Source organism: Prosthecobacter fluviatilis (assembly GCF_055388355.1).
Genome location: NZ_AP043782.1, coordinates 598,353 through 622,228, shown reverse-complemented (window position 1 = coordinate 622,228; position 23,876 = coordinate 598,353). Strand labels below are relative to the sequence as shown.

The 23,876-nt window shown below is 61.2% G+C and carries 20 protein-coding genes; 10 read left to right on the top strand and 10 right to left on the bottom strand.

Translation table 11 applies throughout. The features are described from left to right. Positions 1-15: 15 nt before the first annotated feature. Positions 16-603 (bottom strand): hypothetical protein, encoded by a 588-nt coding sequence (locus ACZ5WW_RS02175; protein WP_377169605.1) that lies wholly within the window; start codon positions 601-603, stop codon positions 16-18. A 124-nt stretch (positions 604-727) separates the two neighbouring features. Between ACZ5WW_RS02175 and ACZ5WW_RS02170 the strand changes: the two genes are divergently transcribed. Beyond that, complete coding sequence (locus tag ACZ5WW_RS02170; RefSeq protein WP_377169602.1) at positions 728-1,216, top strand: hypothetical protein; 489 nt, start codon at positions 728-730, stop codon at positions 1,214-1,216. Between the two features lie 14 nt (positions 1,217-1,230). Here ACZ5WW_RS02170 and ACZ5WW_RS02165 read toward each other — a convergent pair whose 3' ends face one another. The 5 genes from ACZ5WW_RS02165 to ACZ5WW_RS02145 form a co-directional block, all read right to left on the bottom strand. After that, positions 1,231-2,304: a hypothetical protein gene (locus ACZ5WW_RS02165; protein ID WP_377169600.1), complete on the bottom strand. Its 1,074-nt coding sequence runs from the start codon at positions 2,302-2,304 to the stop codon at positions 1,231-1,233. Positions 2,305-2,581: 277 nt separating this feature from the next. Then, positions 2,582-4,039 carry an APC family permease gene (locus tag ACZ5WW_RS02160; protein WP_377169598.1) on the bottom strand — a complete coding sequence of 486 codons (1,458 nt, stop codon included), beginning with the start codon at positions 4,037-4,039 and terminating at the stop codon, positions 2,582-2,584. 91 nt (positions 4,040-4,130) lie between these two features. Further along, positions 4,131-4,472 (bottom strand): hypothetical protein, encoded by a 342-nt coding sequence (locus ACZ5WW_RS02155; protein WP_377169596.1) that lies wholly within the window; start codon positions 4,470-4,472, stop codon positions 4,131-4,133. 16 nt (positions 4,473-4,488) lie between these two features. Next, positions 4,489-5,823, bottom strand: coding sequence for an MFS transporter (locus ACZ5WW_RS02150; protein ID WP_377169594.1), 1,335 nt, complete (start codon positions 5,821-5,823; stop codon positions 4,489-4,491). Between the two features lie 116 nt (positions 5,824-5,939). Further along, positions 5,940-6,164, bottom strand: a complete 225-nt coding sequence (locus ACZ5WW_RS02145) for a hypothetical protein (protein WP_377169592.1) — start codon at positions 6,162-6,164, stop codon at positions 5,940-5,942. A gap of 123 nt (positions 6,165-6,287) precedes the next feature. Between ACZ5WW_RS02145 and ACZ5WW_RS02140 the strand changes: the two genes are divergently transcribed. The 3 genes from ACZ5WW_RS02140 to ACZ5WW_RS02130 all read left to right on the top strand — a co-directional run bounded on the left by ACZ5WW_RS02140 (position 6,288) and on the right by ACZ5WW_RS02130 (position 8,629). Beyond that, positions 6,288-6,824: a hypothetical protein gene (locus ACZ5WW_RS02140; RefSeq protein ID WP_377169590.1), complete on the top strand. Its 537-nt coding sequence runs from the start codon at positions 6,288-6,290 to the stop codon at positions 6,822-6,824. Further along, on the top strand, positions 6,818-7,576 hold the full coding sequence (gene panB / locus ACZ5WW_RS02135; protein ID WP_377169588.1) for a 3-methyl-2-oxobutanoate hydroxymethyltransferase: 759 nt from the start codon (positions 6,818-6,820) through the stop codon (positions 7,574-7,576). Before ACZ5WW_RS02140 ends, panB begins: the two co-directional genes overlap by 7 nt. A 72-nt stretch (positions 7,577-7,648) precedes the next feature. Beyond that, entirely contained in the window at positions 7,649-8,629 is a 981-nt protein-coding gene (locus tag ACZ5WW_RS02130) for a DUF3500 domain-containing protein (RefSeq protein ID WP_377169586.1), read from the top strand. Positions 8,630-8,649: 20 nt separating this feature from the next. Here the strand turns inward: ACZ5WW_RS02130 and ACZ5WW_RS02125 are convergent, their stop codons facing one another. Together ACZ5WW_RS02125 and ACZ5WW_RS02120 are read right to left on the bottom strand one after the other, a co-directional pair. Continuing rightward, positions 8,650-8,805, bottom strand: coding sequence for a hypothetical protein (locus ACZ5WW_RS02125; protein WP_377169584.1), 156 nt, complete (start codon positions 8,803-8,805; stop codon positions 8,650-8,652). A 15-nt stretch (positions 8,806-8,820) separates the two neighbouring features. Next, positions 8,821-10,581 (bottom strand): SLC5/6 family protein, encoded by a 1,761-nt coding sequence (locus ACZ5WW_RS02120; RefSeq protein WP_377169582.1) that lies wholly within the window; start codon positions 10,579-10,581, stop codon positions 8,821-8,823. Between the two features lie 121 nt (positions 10,582-10,702). Between ACZ5WW_RS02120 and ACZ5WW_RS02115 the strand changes: the two genes are divergently transcribed. Beyond that, positions 10,703-12,013, top strand: coding sequence for a S8 family peptidase (locus tag ACZ5WW_RS02115; RefSeq protein WP_377169580.1), 1,311 nt, complete (start codon positions 10,703-10,705; stop codon positions 12,011-12,013). A gap of 52 nt (positions 12,014-12,065) precedes the next feature. Next, complete coding sequence (locus tag ACZ5WW_RS02110; RefSeq protein ID WP_377169578.1) at positions 12,066-14,087, top strand: ATP-dependent helicase; 2,022 nt, start codon at positions 12,066-12,068, stop codon at positions 14,085-14,087. Between the two features lie 51 nt (positions 14,088-14,138). On the opposite strand, the gene ACZ5WW_RS02105 is transcribed toward ACZ5WW_RS02110, so the two are convergent. Continuing rightward, positions 14,139-14,606 carry an FKBP-type peptidyl-prolyl cis-trans isomerase gene (locus ACZ5WW_RS02105; protein WP_377169576.1) on the bottom strand — a complete coding sequence of 156 codons (468 nt, stop codon included), beginning with the start codon at positions 14,604-14,606 and terminating at the stop codon, positions 14,139-14,141. A gap of 317 nt (positions 14,607-14,923) precedes the next feature. Here ACZ5WW_RS02105 and ACZ5WW_RS02100 point away from each other — a divergent pair, with 317 nt between their 5' ends. From ACZ5WW_RS02100 to ACZ5WW_RS02085, 4 genes are all read left to right on the top strand, one after another. Beyond that, entirely contained in the window at positions 14,924-17,005 is a 2,082-nt protein-coding gene (locus tag ACZ5WW_RS02100; protein ID WP_377169574.1) for a DUF1549 domain-containing protein, read from the top strand. 20 nt (positions 17,006-17,025) lie between these two features. Beyond that, positions 17,026-18,315, top strand: coding sequence for a DUF1501 domain-containing protein (locus tag ACZ5WW_RS02095; RefSeq protein WP_377169572.1), 1,290 nt, complete (start codon positions 17,026-17,028; stop codon positions 18,313-18,315). Positions 18,316-18,495: 180 nt separating this feature from the next. Next, entirely contained in the window at positions 18,496-19,806 is a 1,311-nt protein-coding gene (locus ACZ5WW_RS02090; protein ID WP_377169570.1) for a Gfo/Idh/MocA family protein, read from the top strand. A 109-nt stretch (positions 19,807-19,915) separates the two neighbouring features. Further along, positions 19,916-22,669 carry a phosphoenolpyruvate carboxylase gene (locus tag ACZ5WW_RS02085; RefSeq protein ID WP_377169568.1) on the top strand — a complete coding sequence of 918 codons (2,754 nt, stop codon included), beginning with the start codon at positions 19,916-19,918 and terminating at the stop codon, positions 22,667-22,669. A 71-nt stretch (positions 22,670-22,740) separates the two neighbouring features. On the opposite strand, the gene ACZ5WW_RS02080 is transcribed toward ACZ5WW_RS02085, so the two are convergent. Beyond that, positions 22,741-23,844, bottom strand: coding sequence for a hypothetical protein (locus ACZ5WW_RS02080; protein WP_377169566.1), 1,104 nt, complete (start codon positions 23,842-23,844; stop codon positions 22,741-22,743). Positions 23,845-23,876: the final 32 nt, after the last annotated feature.

Sequence of the window (23,876 nt, the reverse complement as noted above, 5' to 3'; positions counted from 1 at the left end):
AGCCGCAGTTCCCGCTTACTTGGCCTTCAGCAGCACCACACCAGCCTCCCTGCGCACCCAGCGGCCGTTCACCTGATGCCAGGTATGGGTTTCTTTGCGGACGGTCTGGCTGAGCGTGCTGCGCATGAAGGTGTCGAGGTCTGCAGTCGGATGCTGAGCGACTTTTTCATACTGGGTCACCAGCCAGGATCTGGCCTCTTTGGAGAGGCTGCGGAGATGCACCTCCACACGTATGACCTTTTCGTCCCGATACGTAGCTGCCACTTCGGTCAGTTCTTCCGTCGGGCAGAGGTCATCATTCGCCGCAGGCCGCACTACCATGGCTTCATCGACAGACACCGAGGCTTTGCGTACGGACTGCACCGTCAGCGCCACAGTCTGAAGACGCTTGGGCAGATGATCCACCGCGCGCGTGCGGATCATGTAGCCGACCAGCTTGCGCTCCTCCGGAGTGCTGAAGCATGAGATGAAGTTCACGTTGTTGTAATACTGCAAAACCTCTGCCGGAGCACTAGCCAGAGGGGACACCGCAGGCCGCACAGGCTCAGCGGCTGAAAGCAATGAGCCCAGGCTCAGGGTCAAAAACAGTGATCGGATCTCCATAGTTTAACTGTTTATTTTAGAAATAATTTTGCAAAAAAGGCAAAGCCCAGTCAATCCCCCAGATCAAATCAGTGCTTAATACCGCCTTGCCCAGAGGGCCTACAGCATTCAGCATGCCGCATCAATGTGGCGCGAACTCACCACTCTCTGGCAGAGCATCTGCGACCCCGAGTACCTGCACCTGCTGCTGGAGCCCCTGCCCTTGTACGGGCTGGGGATCGGGCTGACATTCTTGATCGTGTCTTTCATGTTCGGAGAGGCAAAGTGCCGCATGCTGGCGCTGGCGTTCATCTGCATTTCCTGCACCAGTGTGTGGCCGTACAATGACCTGCGCGCCAAAGCAACGCCGCGCATCCTTGCCACACGCTCACCAGACTTTGCGCCACTGATCCAGGAGCAGACCCAGCGGCGCAAGGACTGGTCCTGGCCGTACTATATGATGTCACTGGCCAGCCTGGCGGCCTTGGCAGCGACACGCACCCCCAAAGGCCGTCTGCTGCTTTTCTTTGTGCTGGCTTTCGGCATGCTGCTCTTCTGGTTCAGCATCTGGATGCACAAGAAGGAGTGCGAGGTGTATCACCGCAACATCGTTCGGTTTGTGCCAGTCAGATGATAAAGACAAGCGTGTCACTGATCGATGTAGGAATCGCCCTCAGTGGGAATGACAAGCTTCTCCCTGATCGTGTCAAAGGACCCGCCTTTGCCTGAGGCATGAATGTAAAGACGCTGTTTCCGGCGTTTCAGGTTGTCGAGCACAACGGAGATCTGCCCAGGGTCCACGGCGTCCTGAAAATCGGAGAACCAATAGAGACCGTCGGCGTTGCGCACCTCGTCGCTCAACAGAGCCAGCCACGTGTAGCCCACGCCCACATTGTGGATGAAATAGGTCTGTGGCCGGCGGGAAAGCTTAAGGAAAAGCTCCTTGAGCGGAATGGGCTTCCGGGTGTCGATCTTGTACTGCGCCGTCTCCATGAAGGTGGCCCCGCCCATGCGCCAGAACTTCTCAAACTCGACTGCCGAGGTTCGGAAAATCTTCGTTCCCACCAGCGGCTTTAGCGGCGGCTCCAGCCCACAGCCAAAGTACAGCATGACAACGCTGCCTTTTGCCACCTTGTCCACCTCCGTGACGACGCGCTCCAGATGTGGCATCATGGATGAGGAAACATCGAGAACCACGGCCAGTTTTTGCGCTTTGATGGTCAGACCAAAAAGGGGTGCGAAGACTGTGCCTCCCCGCGCTCCCAACCCCTTCCCGCTGCCGAAGCCGCCAGTGGCTCCTGCAAGGCCCAATCCCCCGCTCATAGCCCCGCCGCTCATCGGCTTGGCTGCCGGGGAAAAGTCGAGCATGTCCGGGGGCTCCGTCATCACCATGACGTCCTTGATTCTGTCCGCCACCGCCAGCCTGCGGTTCGGCATCGCTTGTTTTAGCCAGGGGTTTTTCTTTTGTTGGATCTTGTACTGCAGTGCCTCTGCTGCCTGAGCGCCCTGCACCGAGCCGCCGCCGGGGATGAAGTCCATCTGCCTGTCGGTGACATGATGCACCACGACCAGTGCCGCAGAGCCGAGGATCAGTCCATGGATGAAAAGGCTCAGAGCCAGCGAGCGTCCGCCCCACTTGTCCCAGCGCACCCGCCAGCTATCCGCAGGAGTTCCCATTTCAGGCACAGGGACAGTGCGCTGGATTTTGGGCAGAGGCTTCACCGCAGGAAGCGCAGGAAGCCGCAGTTTTCCAGAGAGTTGCACGTCCTGCCCCACTGCTAGGGCGACTCTTTGAGCTGCCTTGTTGTTTGCCGATGCCCCCACTGGCGTCTGCCCCAAATCTTCAGCATCCTTTTGAAGGCGATGTTTGAAGTCATCAGAAGCAGGGCACATGAGAGGTAACCAATAAACCCCGCCAGGATTCCCCAGTTTTCATCCAACTGCGAGACCGCTTTGCAAAATCTGCCTGAACACCGGGAACCCTGGCCTCGAACTGACCTCAGTTCATCTGGCGCAGTTTGCTGTGCTTGACGCCATAGAAGCAGTAGATGACCAGGCCAATGGCCATCCAGATGAAGAGGCGAAGCCAGGTGTCTCCGGGCAGTGCAAAAGCCTGCCCCAGGCAAATGAGCGTGCCGAGAACAGGCACCACCGGGACCCACGGCGTGCGGTAGGGGCGCGGCATGTCGGGCTTGGTCTTGCGCAGCACAATGATGCCCACGCACACCACGGCAAAGGCCATGAGCGTGCCGATGGCCACCAGTTCCCCAAGCAGATTCAACGGCAGAAAACCCGCGAGGACCGAGCACACCAGCCCGGAGACGATGGTGGTGACGTGCGGAGTTCCGTATTTGGGATGCACCTTGGCAAACATGGGCGGCAGCAGGCCATCCTTGGCCATGCTGAAAAACACGCGTGGCTGGCCCATGAGCAGCACCAGGATCACAGAACTCAGCCCCGCGAGCACGGCGATCTCCACCGCCATGCGCAGCCACTTCAGGCTGTCTCCGGCAGCTTTTTCCAGCGCATAAACCACGGGGGCGTCCACGTGCAGCTCCTTGTAGTTCACCATGCCGCAGAGTACGATGGACACGAGCACAAACAGCACCGCGCAGATGGCCAGCGAACCAATCATGCCCCAGAACATGTCCTTCTGCGGATTTTTGGTCTCCTGGGCTGCGGTGGAGACGGCATCAAAACCGATGTAGGCAAAGAAGATCTTGGCCGCGCCCGCGAGAACACCGCTCCAGCCAAACTTGCCAAACTCCCCGGTGTTTTCAGGAACGAACGGCGTGAGGTTGGAGGACTGGATGTAGCCCCAGCCGAGGCCGATGATCATGAGAATGATCACCACCTTGGTTCCCACCATCACATTGTTAAAGCTGGCGGACTCCTTGATGCCGACGACCAGCAGCCAGGAGATGACCCAGACCAGGAGCATGGCGGGAATGTTCACATAACTGGAGGTGTGCACGATGTGACCGTCGATGTAGTCCAGCGGCGCGCGGCACCACTGCTCTGGCAGGTTCACATGAAAGAAATCCCGCATGAATGGGAGGAAGTACTTGGACCAGCCTACGGCCACAGTGGCGGCGGCAAACATGTATTCGAGAATGAGATCCCAGCCAATGAGCCAGGCCACCAGCTCCCCAAGCGTCGCGTATGAGTAGGTGTAGGCGCTGCCCGCGATAGGAATGGCCGCCGCATATTCCGCGTAGCACAGACCGGCAAAGAGACAGCCTATCCCCGAAAAGATGTAGGACAGGGCCACCGCAGGCCCGGCGTGGTCGGCAGCTGCATGTCCGGTGAGGACAAAGATGCCCGTGCCGATCACCGCTCCAATGCCCAGGGAAACCAGCGCCCAGCGCGAAAGCACTCTTTTCAGGCCATGGGAATCGTCGTTGGACTCGGCGATGAGCTGAGTGGTGGATTTGGTGATGAACAGGCCTTTTTTCATATGAATGAGGGAAAGGAAAAATGATGCAAAGGACGTGCCGCGATGAGCAAAAAGATCAAAGAAACGAGGAATAAGCCGGAGACTGGCATGATCATACGGTAGCCGCCCAGACAATCATGCCGCACGCGCAGACCGTACCGGTCAGCCCAAACAGGAACACAATGTCCGCCGCTGATTCCACCCGATGCATGCGCCGCGTGCTGCGTGTGCGCAGCGCCCAGTAGGAGAGCAGGCATGCGCATAGAAAGACCAGGGCATTGACCGCAAGAACGTCATCCACCAGAGTCTGCACCTCCTTTGAACGCGTGAAGGTCTGCACGATGCTGATCACCGTGAGACAAACGCCGATCATCGCAGCCGAGGCGCTGAAAATGTGGATGGCGATATCACGCTCTAGCGGGGCGTCGCTTTTGATGGGAGATCCGGGTCTCATGAGGGTGGCAAAGGGATCATTTCGAAGCCGTGCTTTTGCCCAAGCCAGAGCTGAAGATGATGGTGCCGGCCACGAGCATTGAGCAGCAGAGGTAGTACAAGCCGCCCACAAACGAGCCGGTCATTTTTTCGACGGTCCCAAGCACATTGGGGCCGAGGAAGCCGCCAAGATTTCCGATGGAATTGATCAGACCGATGCTGCCTGCGGCTGCGGACTCGGTGAGAAACATGCTGGGCAGCGCCCAAAAAGCGGGCATGTAGCTTTTGAAGCCGGCAAAGGCAGTCATCAGGCAGACCATGGTCAGGACCAGATTTCCCTGCGTATGAGGCATGAGCCCCAGCGCGGCAGAGCCCATGACAATAGGCAGGACGGCATGCCAGCGGCGCTCCTTGAAGTGATCCGAACTCCACCCCATGAAAAGCTGCCCGCACATGGCCACGGCCGGCGGCAGCATGATGAGCCAGGTGAGCTTGTTCATGTCCATCGCATACCAGGATTTCAGAATGCTGGGCATGAAGAACTCAATCCCATAGCTGCCGGTGACCGTGCAGAAATACACCAGCGCCAGCAGCAGCACCTTGGGATGGCGGAGAGCCTCGGTCACCGTCATGCGTTTGCCCTTGCGCGTCTCCGCGCGTTCCCGCTCCAGCTCCGTTTCGAGGGCGGTGCTTTCCTCCTCCGTAAGCCACCGTGCCTGCTTTGGGCGGTCCACCAGCCAAAAGAAGACCAGGGTGCCAAGCACAACGGCAGGAAGCGCCCAGAAGACATACACCCATTGCCAGCCCACCATGCCAAGCACGGGCGGGTGCGCAGCGTCTGATCCGATCTCCAGCAGCGCATTGGAAATCTTCGGGCTCACAATCTGCGCCATCGGTGTGGCCACGAGAAATGTGGCCAGCGCACGTGCGCGGTCGCGGCTGGGAAACCAGTGGGTGAGATACACCACCACACCTGGGAAAAACCCGGCTTCGGCCAGCCCAAGAAAGAACCGGACTGTGTAAAACTGCCAGGGGGTCGTCACCGCAGCGGTCAGCCCGGCCATGGCGCCCCAGGTGATCATGATTCGGCAGATCCACTTGCGCGCGCTCCAGCGCTCCACCATCAATGTGCCGGGGATTTCCAGAAGGAAGTAACCCAGGAAGAAAATACCCGCCCCCAGACCGATGACGGCATTGTCAAAGCCGGGCAGGTCCCGCGTCATGGTCAGCTTCGCCACCGCCACGTTCTGCCGGTCAACATAGGCGATCATGTAGCTGACAAAAAGCAGCGGCAGCAGATGCCAGTAGGCTTTGCGGCGTGCGCGGTCGAGCGCAGCTGTATGGCTGGGTGTGTCCGGATGGGGGGAGGTCATGAGATGAACCTCCAGTCTATCCGCGGCTCTTTCTGCGGCTCAAGAAAGAATCATGCAAAGCCCAGGAGTGCTGGGCACAAAGCCCCACCCTAGCTAATCAGATGCCATGCCACAGATCAGGACTTGGGCTTCACCGTGTATTTGGCAGGAGTCTTGTCGAACTTGTCCTTGCACTCCGCCGTGGCGAAGATGACGCGCTTGCCGTCCTTGGTCGTGCTGCGGAAAATCAGACGGGCATCCTTGTGGCAGACCGGGCATTCGGTGTTCACCGGCGGCTCGGCGGCCATACCGTTGAGGGACAGCAATGAAAAGAGCACGGAGAGAGACAGCAGTGTTTTCATGGTCAGATCAGGTTGGGTGAAAGCAGACTGGACCCATATTCAATGACATGAGAGATCGTCTGTCACGCATGATTTTTCAGCGTGACAGCGCATCCCCTGGCTGTCCTATTGCATGCCCACCTCATGGAAACCCCAGCACCCACCAAGTCAGCCTCCATTCTCCAGATCATCGGCGGCTTGTACATTCTCTTTGGCAGCTTCACACTCGTCAGCATGCTCTCAAACGGCAAGCTGTGCTTCGCACCGCTCGAAGGGCAGACCGGGCTCATGGCAGACATGCTCCGCAGCAATCCCAGCTACGCATCCATCATGCGTGCGCTGTTTCTACCTGGCCTTGTCTTCGCTGTGGTGCAGTTTGGCTCGGGAGTGGGGCTCCTGCGTCTCAGTGCCCTTGCCCGCAAGGTGGCCATCGGCTGTGCCCTCTATGGCTTCGCGGCGGCGCTTTTCACCACCTGGCTGACCATCACCTACACCCTGCCCTTCACGCTTTCGCACACGCTTCAGCAAGTCAAAAACCCGGCCATGATGGAGACGACCCGGAACATCACTTTAGCCGCGGGCTACGTCGGCATTGTCCTCGGTCTGCTTTATCCTCTGGCCGCATTCATCCTTCTCAAACGCATCAAAATTCCCCGCTACAGCCTTCCCCCTTCATGCTGACCTCCCTCAACGACCTCCCTCAACGCAAGACCGGCGGCCCGCAGCTGGCCGTCTTGACTGCCTATGACTACCCAACCGCCCGTCTGCTGGACGACGCCGGGGTGGACCTTATACTCGTTGGGGACTCACTCGGCATGGTGGTGCTGGGCATGCCCGACACCACCGGCGTGACCATGGAAATGATGGTGCACCACACCACCGCCGTTTGCCGTGGAGTGAAGCGGGCACCCGTCATCGCGGACCTACCCTTTGACAGCTACAGCACCCCGGAGCTGGCGCTGGCAAACGCCCGGCGTCTCATGGACTGCGGGGCGGCCTGCGTGAAGCTGGAAGGCGGCGTGAGCATGCTGCCGCAGGTACGCGCGATCACTGACGCGGGCATTCCCTTTGTCGGTCACATCGGCATGCTGCCGCAGAGTGTGAAGCTGGAAGGCGGCTACAAAAAGAAGGGCAAGACCGCTGAATCCGTCGACCAGCTCATCGCGGATGCGCAGGCTCTGGATGAAGCTGGAGCCGTCGCCATCGTGCTGGAAAGCATGGTGCCCGCCGTCGCCACGCAGATCACCGGTCTCATCAAGGCGAGCACCATCGGCATCGGCGCGGGCAGCGGCACAGACGGCCAGGTGCTCGTCACGCCGGACCTCATCGGCAGCTTCCCGTGGTTCCGCCCGCCCTTTGCCAAGGCTCGGGCAGACGTGGCTGGCGAGACGCTGCGTGCCGTGCGCGAATACATCGCCGAGGTGCAGTCATGACCCCCAGCCGGCTGCCATCCTGAGGCCAACTTTGCGCTGGTCTTTTTCAGCAGCTTCTGAGAGGATCGCAGCATGAACACGTTCCACGTCCCCTTTGAGAGGAAGGTCCTCAGCCGCCGCGACATCCTGCGCTCGCTGGGCGCCACCGCTGCATTCTCCGTCTTTCCCTCCTTGCGGGCCGCCACCGCGGGCAAGGACTCCCTGCCCATGCAGTTTTACAAAAGCCTCACCGAGGAGCAGCGCACCAAGATTGTGCTGCCACGCGACCACCCGCAACGCGGCTACGTAAGCAACTGGTGGTACATCTGTCCCGAGCAGCGCCTGCATACCTTTTACACCCAGGACCAGCAGGACCTCGTGCGGCAGATTTTCGAGTCGCTGCATCATCCCGACCACCGCGAAAAGATGAACTGGCAGGTGCAGAAGGACCTGATGGGCAAAATCAGCAACACGCCCTCCGTCGGCTTTTTCGGCACGCCTGCGGATGAGGACTTTGAGTTCATCTACACCGGGCACCACGTCACGCGGCGCTGCCATGCCCACACGGACCGGGGCCTCGGCTTTGGCGGCAGGCCCATCTTTTACGGCAACTTTGCCAAGGCCTTCAACGAGTCCAAGGACCACGAGGGCAATCCCTTCTGGTATCAGGGGCTGGTATTCAACGAGTTCGTTCAGTCCCTCGACGGCAAACAGCAGGAGAAGATTCTCGTGGGTCGTGAGCCGCGCTCAGAAAAGCCCTCCCTCGTCATCGAGAAGCGCAAGACCGACCTGCCCGGGCTCAGCGGTGCGGATCTCAGCAAGGACCAGCAGGCCAAGCTGCTCGAAACCATGCGCCGCATGCTGGTGTGCTTCCGTGCTGATGACGTGGCCTCCACCATGAAGATCATCGAAGACAAGAAACTCGTCGAGCGCCTCTTTGTCTCCTGCTACGGCGGAAAATACGACATCGGCGCAGACAGGGTCTGGGACACCTGGCAGATCGAAGGACCGGAATTCGTTTGGTATTTCCGCGGTCAGCCCCACATCCATGGGTACTTTCATCTGCCGGTGTAGGCGGGCGAAAGTTGCTGACGCTAGCTTTCCGCGTCCATGTCCGGCGTGTGCAGGTCCACGCCGTGAACTTTTTCCGTTTCATTCGGGGTGGTGAGCACCTTGTAGATGCACCAGCCAAAGAGACTGGTGACGGTGCCAACAGAAAGAAGCATGACGATGAGACCGGAGGTGGTCATGGTGGTGGGGGGCGGTTAATCGTGTTTGTTCAGGCCCTGCTCGGCGCGCTGGTAGGATCTGGAACGGGAGGAGAGAAGCGCAAAAAAGGCGGCGACGATGACCACCAGCGCCACGCTGAGCTGCGCGGCCAGATTTGTCGTGACCGGCTTTCCGTCCTTCATCCCGCCCATGAGATCGAGCACGTAGGATGAGGCGCTGCCGAAGGTCTTGGTGTTGAGATCAAAGCCAAACACGCTCGTCAAAACCGTCAGGGCGAAGATTGTCAGGAGAAACACCGGACAGATCCATTTCATGATGACGCCAAAGAAGCGTGGAATGCGAATGGACGCGCCCTGATGCGCCTCCCGCAGGCCGCGCTCGATGCCCCAGTGCCAGCCGAAGACGATGATCTGAATGGTGGCCAGGATAAAAATGAGGAAGGTGCCCACCCAGAAGTCCAGGGTGTCGAGCGCCTTCAGTTCCTTGGTGAAATAGACCACGAAGCCGGTGCCGAGCGTGGTGAGCATGCTAAGGATGGTCACGCTCACCTTGCGGCCCACATTCATCGCCTCTTCAAGAAAGGCAATGCCAGGCTGGAGCATGGAGATCGAACTGGTGATCGCTGCCAGGAAGAGCATGAAGAAGAAAGCACCACCAAAAAATGCACCCAGGGGCATCTTGGCAAACACCAGAGGCAGCACAGTGAAGCCCAGGCCAAAAGTGCCCTGCCCCGCCACGGATGCGAGCCCCAGAAACGCCACCGCCGCCGGCACGGTGATGAGCCCTCCAAGCGCCACCTCGCAGAACTCGTTGGCGCTGCTAGCCGTCAGGCCGCTGAGCACCACGTCGTCGCTTTTCCGCAGGTAGCTTGCATAGACAATGATGACCCCGAACCCCACGGAGAGACTGAAGAAGATCTGCGCCGCCGCTGCCATCCACATCAGCGGGTTTTGAAGCTGCTGCCATGGGGTGATGGTGACCAGCTTCAAGACACCATTGCTGGCGGCCACTTTCTTCTCCGCAGCCGTGATGGCCGCCGCTCCCACAAGCTCCTCCACCACCTTGCTTTCACCCGGCGCAGGGTGCGTGCGCTCGATCTGCACCTTGCTGGGGTTCCACATGTAGCCCAGACCATTGACGACATTGTCGTGGGGCTTGGCGGGATCTGGAGCGCCGAGGGTCATGACGCGCGCCAGCACCACCAGCGCGAGCACGATGAGCATCGGCATGCCGTAGTTGCACATCTTTTCGATGCCGCCTGAGATGCCTCGGTAAATGAGCCAGAAATTGAAGGCAAACACGAGCAGCAGCCATGGCAGCGCCGAATTCCACGAGAATGACAGCGCGGATCCGTCGCCAATCTGCCCGCTCATGCCTTTAAACATCTCCACCGCCTGCGCGGTGGTCTTCAAGTCCACGCTGCCCGTCCAGAACTTCACCGCGTAGCCGAGACACCAGGACTCAATGAAGACATAGTACATGTAGATCATCACCGGAACGATGACGCCGATGATGCCCACATATTTGGCCCAGGGCTTGTTCAGGATGGCGGCAAAGGCTCCGGGCGCGGAGTTGTAGCCCTTCCCGCCCGCATAGCGCCCCATGGCCCACTCCGCCCAGCCGATGGGCAGGCCGATGATGAGGAAGGAAATGGCGTAGGCGATCATGAAAGCGCCGCCGCCGTATTGCGCGGCGAGGCCGGGAAAGCGGAGAAAGTTCCCCAGGCCCACCGCGCTGCCCGCGACGGCCATGATGACTCCAAGACGTGATCCCCAGGCTTCTTTCTTTTGCGACATGGCGGCGAGATTAGGCAGTGCGTTTCATGGCGACAAGGTTGGAATTCGGGAAAGTGCCATGCGCTTCACGAAAAGCAGAACTCGCGCCATGGCGGCAATGTGCGAAATTTTGCGCACTGCCATGCGCACCAGCCGCCTGCCCGTCATGCTTTTCGCCTCCGCCTTGCTGATCATGGTGGCGGCGGTGCTGTGGTTTTTGTGGGAGTCGCATGCGGCACCCTCCATCCAGGAGGAATTCCCCCAGGCAAAGCGCAGCCAGAGCACCGGCGGCACGCTGGCACTCATTGCAATGCCGCAAGCGCCCGCTCCGCCTGCTGCCGAACAGGCTCAGGCAAAACCGGCGGCCTCTCCCGTCATCGCCACGCTCAATGTGCCGGGCTCCATGCCAAACGAGGCGCTGCTGACCTTTCGTACGCCAGAGGCGCTTGCTGCGTTTCGTGAACGTGCGGCCGCGCTCGGGCTGGAGGTGCTGGGCTATGATGTGAAGCTGCGCACCGCCCGTGTGCGCTTTCGTGACACGAGGGCACTGGAGCGCGACCTGAGCGCCCATGCCGAGGATTACACGCATGTAGGCCCCAATCTCATCACGCGCATTCCCGGCCTGCCACCTCCTCCGGCCCAAACTGACACGGCCAATGCCGGTGGCAGCGTCCCATTTCGCAGCCAGGGGCTGGACGCCATCGGCGCCACGGGCGACCGCTCGGGCTGGGGCCGGGGCATCACGGTAGCCGTCATCGATTCCGGCATTGGCAGCCACCCATCGCTGGCGGGAGTGAAGATCACCCACTACGACCTCGTCAATGACGGCAGCGCCTTCAACGGCCACGGCACCGCGATGGCATCGCTGATCGCCGGCAATGATCCCAATGTGGGCGGTGTGTCACCTGCGGCCAGCCTGCTGGACATCCGCGTGGCGAACGCGAATGGCGAGAGCAACACCGCGCTGGTCTCCTCCGCCATCATCAAGGCCACGGACCTCGGCGCGCGAGTGATCAACATCAGCCTGGGGGCAAACGCGGACTCTCCGGTGCTCGATGAAGCGGTGCGCTACGCGCAAAGCCGCAATGTCGTGGTCGTGGCCGCCGCAGGCAATGAGCAGCAGACCGCGCTCTCCATGCCGGCAGGGATTTCCGGCGTGCTCAGTGTGGGGGCGGTGGATGCCAATGGCACGCAGGCGTACTTCTCCAACTCAGGCGCGGGACTAACCCTGGTGGCACCGGGGGTGGGCATTGTCTCAGGCTATGCCGACAACCGGCTCGTCATCGGCAGCGGGACCTCCCAGGCCACGGCAATCACCAGCGGTGTCGTCGCCTACCTGCTGGGGCGCGGGTACTACGGGCCCAACATCATCCCGCTGCTGACGCGGACGGCCGAGCCGCTGCAAGCCCCGGCCACGGCGGTGGGCGCGGGATTGATCCAGGTACCGAAGTGAGGGGAGGCGTTGCGCAGCCTTGACGCACCGCGTCGCCCCCACTACTTCCACCATGGCCCGCAACTACACGCTGCACACCGCGCACGAACCCAGCAACCGCATCGACTACAAGGCGGAGCTCAATGAGCAGCAGCATGCGGCGGTCACGAGCCCACCCGGGCAGGCGCTGGTCATCGCCGGTGCAGGCAGCGGCAAGACGCGCACGCTGACGTACCGTGTAGCATGGCTGCTGGACAACGGCATCCAGCCCGAGTCCATCCTGCTGCTCACTTTCACCAACAAGGCCGCCCGTGAAATGCAGGAGCGTGTGCAGGCGCTCGTCACCCATGATGCCAGCCGCATCTGGGGTGGCACCTTCCACAGCATCGGCAACCGCATCCTGCGCTACAACGCCGAGCGCCTGGGCTACCGCAAAGGCTTTTCCATCATGGACCGCGAGGATCAGAAAGACCTCATGGAAACCGTGCTCGGCAGCAGCGGCATCGACACCACGACCTACCGCTTTCCCAAAGCGGAGGTGCTGGGAGATATTTTTTCCCTCGCAGACAACACCCTCTGCTCCCTCAAGGAGATCATCCACACGCGCTATCCCTACTTTGAGGAAGTGGCCAGCGGCATCCTCAAGATGCGCACACTTTACCAGGAGAAAAAGCGCGAGACCAACTGCATGGACTTCGACGACCTGCTGGCCCTGACCGTGCAGCTGCTGGAGGAAAACGAAGACCTGCTGGAGCGCTACCGCAGGCAGTTTGAGTTTGTGCTCGTCGATGAGTATCAGGACACCAACAGCCTCCAGTGCCGCATGGTCGAGCTGCTCACCGGGCCGCAAGGAAACCTCATGGTCGTGGGAGATGACGCGCAGTCCATCTACTCCTGGCGCGGGGCGGATGTCTCCAACATCCTCGAATTCGACCAGCACTGGCCCCGCGCCCGTGTGCACAAGATCGAGGTGAACTACCGCAGCGTGCCGGAGGTGCTGAATCTGGCGAATGCCGCCATCGCCATGAACCGCGGGCAGATTCCGAAGAACCTCCTGCCCGCACGTGAGTCCAAAGGCATGCTGCCCGCGCTCGTCTCGCTGGACAGCTCCTCGGCGCAGGCGGCTTTTGTGGCTCAGCGCATCCTGGAGCTGCAGGACGAGGGCGTGCAGCTCAACGACATCGCCGTGCTCTACCGCGCGCACTTCCACAGCATGGAAATCCAGATGGAGCTGACACAGCGCGGCATCCCCTTCCAGATCACCAGCGGGCTGCGCTTCTTTGAGCAGGCGCATGTGAAGGATGTGGCTGCGTTCATGAAGTTTGCGGTGAACCGCCAGGATGAGGTCAGCTTCATGCGCATGGTGCGGCTGTGCGAAGGCATCGGCAATGTCAGCGCCGCCAAGCTCTGGCAGGAGTGGCTGAAGTCTGACGCCGCCAAGGCCGAGACAATGCCCACCAGCTTCTCAGAAGTGCTCATCCCGATGAAGGTTCCCAAGAAGGCCAAGACCACCTGGGAGCAGTTTGCGTACACGCTTGACGAACTCATCGACAAGGACGGCAAGTCCGTCGCACCGGCGCAGATGATCCGCAGCATCACCGAAGGCGTGTATGAGGACTACATGAAGTCCAAGTTTAAAAACTACGAGCAGCGCCAGCAGGACCTGGAGCAGCTCAGCAACTTCAGCGACCGCTTCACCGACCCGCTGGAGTTTCTCAGCCAGCTCTCCCTGCTCAGCGGCGTGGACACGGACAACAACCCTGCCCAGCAGGCGCAGCAGGACCGCGATGCCGTGACGCTGACCACCGGGCATCAGGCCAAGGGCCTGGAGTGGAACGTCGTCTTCGCCGTGTGGCTGGCCGATGGCATGTTCCCGCACAAACGCGCCATCGACGAAGGAGGAGACAGCGCGCTGGAGGAGGAGCGCCGTCTTTTCTACGTCACGGTCACACGGGCCAAAGACGAGCTGTACCTGACCTATCCCGTGATCAACCACCAAGCCCGCGATGGCGACATCATGATGCGCCCCTCACGGTTCATCACCGACCTGCCCAAAGACCTGGTGGAAGTGTGGAATGTAAAGAGTGGGTGGTGAGTCCCTATGCCACGGCAGCAGCAGGCCAGGAGCCCCTGCCCTGCCCCGCTTTTATTCTCCCAGAATCTCAATCAGCTCCACGACGAAGTGCAGCGTCGCGTTCGGCGGAATGCCCGCCCCTGGCTGGCCCTGCAGGCCGTAGCCGAGGTAGCCAGGAATTTCGAGTTCGATCATCCCGCCTGTGCCCACCAGTTGCAGGCCCTCTGTCCAGCCTTTGACGAGCTGGTTGAGGCCAAACGTGATCGGCATGCCGCGCAGGTAGGAGCTGTCAAAGACACGACCGTTAAACAGCCATCCATGGTAATTCACAACCACACGCTGCTGGGCAGTGGGTTTGTTCGCCGTGCCAGGACGCAGAATGCGATATTTCAGGCCTGACTCGGTTGCGGTGAAGCTTTTGGGGGCCTTGGCACTGATCGCACCCGCTCCTTCTGGAAGCTTGGGGAAAGGCACGACTTCATCCGCCATCGCCCACCCAGAGACCATCAGCAGCCCCCCCAGCAGGGCGGCACCCAACATGCGGCGAGGAATATAGGCAGGAGACAGGCTGGTGGATGAGGCGTTCATTGGCCAGAACTGGCGTCATGACCGACTTTCGTCAAGCTTTTAGCCACGGGGAGGCTTAATGGGGGGAGATCATCTGCATCCAGCGAGCCGTGTGCCTATGGCTCACACCAGGAGGTCATCTGGTCCAGGACGGCTGGAAAGAGCCGCACCAGGGCTCAATGAAAAGCCATGGCACAGGCAGTCGGAGAGGGATTTTGAAAAGAGTTGAAACTTGCACCCGCCCCCTTCGTTTAACCCGCCATCGACCCGGAACACCGGACGATCACATCATGAAAACGCGCCTCTGCCTCCCCCTTGCCTGTGCTTTCCTTGTCACCGGTCTTCAGGCTGACAATGAAGTTTACCGTACCTGGACTGACTCCCAGGGACGAAAGCTTGAGGCGACTTTCCGTGGCATTGAAAATGGCAACGTCTTCCTGCAGGTCCGCAACGGCTACGTTTATCGCCTCTCGCTGGACAAGCTTTCAGCCGCCGATCAGCAGGCCGCCAAAACGCTCAAGCCGGAAGGCCTCGGCATTCCCGCCGACCCAAATCTAGCCCAGGCCGCCGCGCAGATCGACATGCTCGTCGAAGCCGGGCTGAAGAAAGCAGGCCAGCAGCCCAACCCGCTGGCGTCTGACGAACAGTTCATCAGACGCGTTTTCCTGGACCTGGCAGGGCGCATCCCCACGCGGGAGGAGGCACTGGAATTCATCAACGACCCCAGTCTCTCGAAGCGGGCCAAGGCGATCGACCGGCTGCTGAATTCCGAGGGCTACACCAGCCATCTCTTCAACTACTTCGCTGACATGCTGCGCATGGCCGATGTGGCCCAAAAGGCGCGCTTCTACACCTACCAGGACTGGCTGAAGGAGCAGATCTCGCAGAATGTGCCGTGGAACAAGGTCGTGCACACCATGATGACGGCGGAAGGCAAGCTGCTCGAAAACGGCGCCACAGGCTACCTCCTGCGGGATGCCGGCATGAGGCTGGACAACCTCAGCCTGACGCTCAGCACCTTCCTCGGCGCCAATGTTTCCTGTGCGCAGTGTCATGACCACCCTTTTGCCGACTGGACGCAGCGCCAGTTCTACGAAATGGCGGCCTTCTTTGGCGCCACGGAAACCTACGGAGCCAAGGGCAACGCAGGCGCGGGCATGCAGGGCATCCGCAAAGTGCTGGCGTCGCTGGACAACAAAAAGCTTCAGCAGCAGGCAAAGAACCTCCTGCGGGTCAATGCCCTGGCCGTCGAAGACACCAGTGAGAACGACTTGAAGCTGCCGGATGACTACAAATACTCAGATGCCAAGCCCGGAGATCTCGTCACCCCCAAGCTCATCACCTGGGGTGATGACAAGGCCAAGAAAGCCTACCAGGGCGTGCAGACCACCAAGCATGACGAGCAACTGCGTGCCCAGTTTTCCAAATGGATGACCTCGCCGGACAATCCGCGCTTTGCCATGACCATCGCCAACCGCATGTGGAAGCACATCTTCGGCGTCGGCGTCAAGGAACCGGTCACAGACCTGGACGACCCCAATGCCGCTGCAAACCCGCCTTTGCTGCATCATCTGGCCAATGAAATGGTGCGCCTGAAATTCGACCTCAAGCAGTTCCTGCGTGTGCTCTGCAACACCGACACCTACCAGCGCGAAGCCACCAGCCACGAACTGGCGGACAACACCCCCTACCTCTTTCCAGGTCCGATCCTCCGCCGCATGACCGCAGAGCAGGCCTGGGACTCATGCGCCGCGCTCGTGGTCGGAACGGACGTGGACAAATTCAAGGGCCACCGCGGTGCCACCTATGCCAAGGCCATGAGCATCGATCTCAGCGGCGGAGCTTCTCCTGATGTCCTCAAAGAGCAGATCGAAACGGCCGTGGCCAGCATGCGCCAGTTCGGCGGAGGCAAAGCGGAGGGCAATCCGAAGAACAGGAAGAAACGCATGATGAACCAGGGCGGCGAGGAAGACCTCACGCTCGCGCCGCCGGTGCGCAACGGGCTCGTGCTGGCCCGTGCCTCCGAGCTGCCCCAGCCGGAGAAGGACCAGCATTTCCTGCGCATGTTTGGCCAGAGCGACCGCCAGATAGCCGACAGCGAGAGCGAGGAGGGCAGCATTCCCCAGGTGCTCATGCTCATGAATGGCGAGGCCCAGCGCGTCATCGGCCAGAATGACTCGCTCGTGATCAAAACGGCCGCTGCACAGGCTACGCCCGAGCAGCAGGTCGAGAGCCTCTACCTCAGCTTTTTCAGCCGCAAGCCCCGTGCCAACGAACTGGCCACAGCCGTGGCCGGACTGGGCAGCGGCATGACCATGCGTGACCTGACCTGGGTGCTCTTCAACACCCGTGAATTCATCTTCGTGGAATAACCCTCCGACCTTCTGCCGCCATGAACCTTCACAACCAGCTTGATCCTCTTTCCCGCCGTGCCTTCTGCGAGCGCTGGGCCAGCGCCGCCCTGGGCGTCACCGTCCTCCATGGCCTGGGAGGACGGGCGTTTACCGCCGAGGAAGCCAAGACCGCAGCCCCATCCGGCCCCGGCTTTGGCAAAGCCAAGAAAGTCATCTTTCTCCAGATGGTCGGGGGTATGACGCACATCGACACGCTGGACCCCAAGGACGGCCCGACGCAGGGACCGAAAGCCCCCATCAAAACCAAGGCGGACTTTCAGCTTGGCGGCACGATGGAGAACCTGGCCAAACAGGCGGACAAGATCAGCATCATCCGCAGCATGACCTCCAAGACCGGCGTGCATGCCGCCGGTCAGTATGTCATCCGCACCGGCTATGAACAGCGCGGCACGATCAAGCATCCAAACATCGGCGCTTGGGCGCAGCACTTCCTGGGCTCCAGCCACAAGACACTGCCCTCCAGCGTGTGCGTTAACCGCCAGCCGCAGAACGGCAACGGCTTCTTCCCCTCCAGTTTCTCCCCCCTGCCCATCCTCGACCCGGATGTGGGGCTGCAATACTCCAAGAGCGAGGCCACACCGGAGCAGATGTCCAAACGCCTCTCCATGCTGGACCAGCTGGATGCCGGATTCCGCGAGCGCTTCAAAACCTCCGAGGTGAAGAGCTACACACAGTTTTACGACAAAACTGTCAGCATCATGTCCAGCACGGACCTGGAGGCCTTCCAGCTCGATGACGAACCCGAGGCGCTGAAGGAAAAGTACGGCAAGAACAAATTCGGCCAAGGCTGCCTTCTGGCTCGCCGCCTCGTTGAGAAAGGCATCCGCTACATCGAAGTGGCCAAAGGCGGCTGGGACATGCACAACAACATCGACGACGGCCTCGAAGAACACGGGGCTGAGCTCGACGTGGCGCTCTCCGCGCTGCTGGAAGACCTCAAGGAGCGCGGCCTGCTGGAAAGCACGCTGGTGGTGCTCTGCTCTGAGTTTGGGCGCGGGCCCAAGATCAACGGCAACGCCGGACGCGACCACCACCCCAAGGTCTTCTCCACCCTGCTCGCAGGTGGCGGCATCAAAGGCGGCTTCATCTACGGCTCCAGCGACAAGGAAGGCATGGCCGTGGCCGACAAGCAGGCCAGCCCGCAGGATTTCCTCTCCACCATCGGCTGGAGCCTTGGCCTGCCCATCGACGAAGTCGTCATGTCCCCCAGCAACCGCCCCTTCACTGTGGGCGACAAGGGCAAGGCCATCATGGAGCTGTTTGCATAAAGCTGCCCAGTTGCGCCGCAACTGGGGCCAATATCAAAGCACTCGCGAGCTTTAGCTCGCTCTGGATGACGTACCGCTTTGTCCAAAACGGGCTGAAGCCCGTGAGTGCTTTTTATTCCCCGCAAAGCCTCCCGTATGGCTGGCGTATTCTGAGGCCGCATGCTTTCATCGCCCCCATCCATGACATCCCGCCGCCATTTCATCTCCGCCACTTCCGCTGCGTTTGCCGCCTCCTCGTTTCACATCTTCGGGGCAGATCCGGCCAAAAAGTACCGCACGGCGCTGATCGGCTGCGGCTGGTGGGGGATGAACATCCTCAAGGAGGCCATCGCCTCCGGGCGCGTGAAGGTCTGCGCCCTGTGCGACGTGCATGAGGACGTGGCCTCGAATTCCAGCGATGAAGTCAACGGCCTGAACGGTGACGAGCCCAAGCTCTACAAGGACTACCGCGAGCTGCTGGACAAGGAGAAGCCGGAGATCGTCATCATCTCCACCCCGGACCACTGGCATGCGCTGCAGAGCATCGCTGCGTGCAAGGCCGGGGCGCATGTGTTTGTGGAAAAGCCCACCGGGCACACCATCAATGAAAGCAAGGCCATGGTGAAGGCTGCGCGCGAGGCGGGCGTGGTCGTGCAGGTGGGGCTGCACCGGCGCATCGGCCCGCATCATGTGGAGGCCATGAAGTTTCTCAAATCCGGTGCCGTGGGCAAGGTGGGCATGGTCCGCGCCTTTGCCGACAGCAAGGGCGGCCCCGAGCAGGCCAAACCCAACAGCCAGATCCCCGAAGGCATGGACTGGGAGATGTGGTGCGGCCCGGCACCGCTGCGCCCCTTCAACACCAAGCTGCACCCCGGCGGCTGGCGCAACTTCCTGGACTATGCCAATGGCACCATGGGCGACTGGGGCGTGCACTGGCTGGACCAGATCATGCTCTGGAGCGGTGAAAAGGGGCCCAAGAAAGTCTTCTGCACCGGCGGCCGTCCCGTGGCCGGACCTGCCGTGCTCAATGACAAGGAGCAGACCACCGACGCCCCCGACCATCAGGTGGCCACGTTTGAGTTTGAGCAGTTCACCGCCGTGTGGGAGCACCGCAAATTTGCCGACAACAACAACGAAAAGCACAAGATCGGCTGTTACTTCTACGGCGAGAAAGGCGTGCTGCACATCGGCTGGCGCGACGGCTGGACATTCTACCCCGTGGACCCCAAGAGCCCCGAACAGCACGGCAACCACCAGCTTCAGGAGCCGCACGGCCACAACATTGCCCTGCTTTGGAACGACTTCATCGACGCCATCGAAAAGAAAAAGCAGCCCGTGGCGGACATCGAAAGCGCCCACCGCTCCTCCTGCCTGCCTCTGCTGGGTATGATCAGCTACAAGGCCGGCCGCAGCATCCAGTGGGACGCCGACAAGGAGCTGATCATCGGGGACGCCGAGGCCAGCAAGCTCATGAGCCGCGAGTACCGCAAGCCCTGGGCCTATCCAGTCTAAAAGCCGACATTCAGGCGATTGCCGCTTGATCTTGGCTTTTCCTTCGGCTTTCGGCATGGCTTCATGAATCAGGCATCCTTCCTGCTTAGATGCCCGTTACCCCCCAGCCATGTCCGAATCTCCCCCGCAAAACCTCCGCACCCACGGCTTTCAGCTTCTCGAAGACGATCTGCGCTACCTCATGGAGGCCTTCTCCGCCGTGCTGAAAAAGCTGGGAGAGCCGGAGCTGGCCGCCTGCCTGCCGTGGATCGGCACCGGAGCGCCGCAGAAAACCAACCGCTCCCTCGGCCAGGCCTACTCCATCGCCTTTCAGATGCTCAATGTGGTGGAGGAGCGCGCCGCCTCCCAGATCCGCCGCCTGCGTGAGAAAAAAAGCGGGCCCGAGGCCGAAAAGGGCCTGTGGGCGGACAATCTGAAGCAGCTGCGCAGCCTGGGCCTGAATGAGGCGGACATCCTCGCCGCGCTGAAGGACGTCTGCGTGGAGCCCGTGCTCACCGCGCACCCCACCGAGGCCAAGCGCGAGACCGTGCGCGAACTGCACCGCGAGATCTACAGCCTGATGAACCGGCATGAAAACGCGGCCTACACACCGCGTGAGCAGGCCCGGCTGCAAAGCCAGCTCCAGACCCAGCTCGAAAACCTCTGGCGCACGGGGGAGATCCACGTCACGCGCCCGAGCATCGAGGCTGAGCTGCAAAACGCGCTGCACTACCTGCGCGATGTTTTTCCCGAGGCCCTGACACGTGCCCACGTACACCTGCGCGAAGCCTGGCAGACCGCCGGATACAATGTGGCCCAGATCGACAGCCTGCCGCCGCTGATTCGTTTCGGCTCCTGGATCGGCGGGGACCGCGACGGGCACCCCTTTGTGACTGCGGATGTGACGCGCCATGCGCTGAAGGTCATGCGCAAAAACGCCCTGCGGGTGCAGCGCCGGGCGCTTGAGGCGCTGGCCTTTCACCTGCCTCTCAGCTCGCTTTTCCAGGTCACGCCGCCGCAGCTTGCAGCCCTGATCGAAACCCTCAGCACCCAGCTCAAGACCGAGCCTGGAGTGGATCTGGCCTACATCCTGGAGCGCAACAAAGAGGAGCCGTGGCGTGCCGCCGTTTACCTCATGCGGGCCAAGGTCGTGCTGGCCATAGAGCATCCCGGCTCCCCCGCCGCCTACGTGCAGCCGGAGGAGCTGCGTGCAGACATCGAGATCCTGGCGCAAACGCTTCTGGAGGTCGGCGCAAAGGCTGTGGTCGAGGAGCAGATCGTGCCCCTCCGCCGTAATCTCACGGCCTTCGGCTTTCACTCCGCCGTGCTCGATGTGCGTCAAAACTCCGCCTTTCATGAGAAGGCGCTCGATCAGCTCCTGCGTGCCGCGGGCCTGCTGGACGGCGGCTCCTTCATCAGCTGGCCGCTGGAAAAGAAACGCGAGCTGCTGGAGCGCGAACTCGCCTCCCCGCGCCCCTTCCTCGCTCCTGGCATCTCCGCCGGGCCTGAGGCTGACACCGTGCTGGACTGCTACCGCGTGCTGGCGGATCACCGTGCCCAGTTTGGAAATGCCGGCCTGGGCTCGCTCATCATCTCCATGACTCGCAACGTCGAGGACATGCTGGTGGTCTTCCTCCTGGCCCGCGAAGCCGGGCTCATGACCTGGAGCGCTGAAGGCCTAGTGTGCCCGCTGCCGGTGGTGCCGTTGTTCGAAACCATGGGCGATCTGGAGTCCGGCCCTGGCATCGTCGAGGCCTTCCTCTCCCACCCCATCGCCAAGCGCAGCCTGCTCGCACAGAGCAAGGGCGGCACACCGGTCTTCCAGATGATGGTGGGCTACTCCGACTCCAACAAGGACTGCGGCATCGTGGCCAGCCAGTGCGCCCTGCACCGGGCACAGCGCGAGCTTTCCAGCACGATCCAGCGCCATGGCGTGCGCCCGATCTTTTTCCATGGACGTGGCGGCACCGTGGGACGCGGTGCAGGCCCCACGCATTGGTTCATGGAGGCGCTGCCGCACGGCTCACTGAGCGGCGGCATGCGCATGACTGAGCAGGGCGAGACCATCGCGCAGAAATACGCGCACATCGGCTCTGCCGTGTACAATGCCGAACTCCTCATGGCCTCCGCCACGGCGGCCACCGCACGCCATCGCTGCACCGAATCCAGCGCCCCGCCGGAGCTTGAGCCGCTCTTTGACAAACTCGCTGCCGACAGCCGCGATGCGTATCGCGCCTTCCTGCACGCGCCGGACTTCATGAAGTTCTACCGGCAGGCCACGCCCATCGATGCACTGGAAAACTCTCGCATCGGCTCCCGCCCCGCCCGCCGCACCGGCCAGGCTTCGCTCGACGATCTGCGCGCCATCCCCTGGGTGTTTTCATGGACACAGTCGCGCTTCTACCTGCCCGGCTGGTTTGGTGCCGGCAGCGCCCTGACCAAGCTCAAAACCGACGACCCCAAAAGCTACGCTAAGCTGGCAGCGTCCCTTCCCGGCTCTGCTTTCCTGCGCTACGTCCTCACCAACATCGAGAGCTCGCTCGTCAGCGCCAATACCGACCTCATGCGCGCCTACGCCGCGTTGGTAGAAGACAGCGCTGTGCGTGACCGCTTCCTCGGCACCATCCTCAGCGAATACGAAGCCACGCGCGCCATCATCGACGACCTCTTCCAGGGCACCTTTGAAGCGCGCCGCCCACGCCTGGCCTACACGCTGAACATCCGTGAAGAACCGCTGAAGGTGCTGCACCACCAGCAGATCGCCCTGCTGCGCGAATGGCGTGGGCTTGTCGCCGCTGAGAAGACAGAAGCCGCAGACGCCATGGTCACGGACCTGCTCATCTCGATCAATGCGATTGCGTCGGGCCTGAGGACAACGGGCTAAAGTCGAGTCAAGACTGCATCAACGCCTCCCAAGCCGCGACTTGCCAAGTCCCGCTCCTTGAAACGGGTATCTCACAGATGCTTCCATGAGGAGCCGACGATCCTTTTTCCAAGCAGGGAGGAGTAGGCAAGCGCGAACGGAAGCAGCAGCCAGCCCAGCCACCAGAACTCCACATCGCGGTGGATCAGGCCCAGAAGCAGGGAGCAGATGACCGGTGCCAGCAGACCCGCCCAGTAGGGAGGCTGCACAAAGAAAACCTCCGCCTGGGCCACCACATGATGCCACCAACCGGGCAGCACCGTCCCGCCCACCGGACGCAGAATGAGCAGACTGCTGCCCTCTTCCGCACCCTCTCCGGCCTGGGCCACACGGCACTGGTAGGAGGCATGCGCGCTCAGTGCCGTGGACACCAGCGCCAGCGCGGCCAGCGCAAGGCTGGCGGAGAGCTTCACATTCACCATGGGGATGGTGATCTGCTCGTTTTCGTAGGCATAGCGGCAGGCAGCGTAGAGGCTGTCCACCGAATCCGTGGCCTGGGTCCATGCCTGGGCTTTGAGGCGGATGCGGTTTTCAATGTCCGTGGCGCTGAAAGGCTCGTCATGGTGGTCAGCCACCGCACGCACCGCCATGAGCTCCCATGCGGTTTTGCCAGAGGCCGGGTGCCTGCTTTTCTCTGCATTTGTCAGCTTGATGGCGTAGGGAGTCCTGCGGTGCAGGTCCGAGTTTTCCCCCACCAGGATGGTGATTTCATACAGAGGGACATCACTCCCGGCAGGCGGCGGAGCCAGCTCTTTGAACGAATGATGACTGGCGCGAAACCTGAGCCACCCACCGCTGGGAAGTGCCAGACGATGCACGGGCGGATCATAATCCGCCTTCGTCTTCGACAGAAACACCGCCAGGGAGTCCACCTCCAGAGCCGTGGTGCCCATGGTAAATCCACGCTCCATGTCCGCCGCCAGCTTGTCAGAAACCGACTCGTCGAAATCGCTGTCGTCATGCCGCACATCGCCCGCCGTGGCGGTCAGCAGCCGGTGCGTCACATACAGCTTTTCCAGCTCCACCATGTCATTTGTCTGCAGATGACGGCTGCTGGAAAAGGAGACACAGAGCACCACGATGAGAGCCTGGGTGAGGAGATTGCTGCGGATGCTTTCTGCGAGATCGTGTTGCATATCAAAGCCATCAGACTAGGAGCCAAATGTAA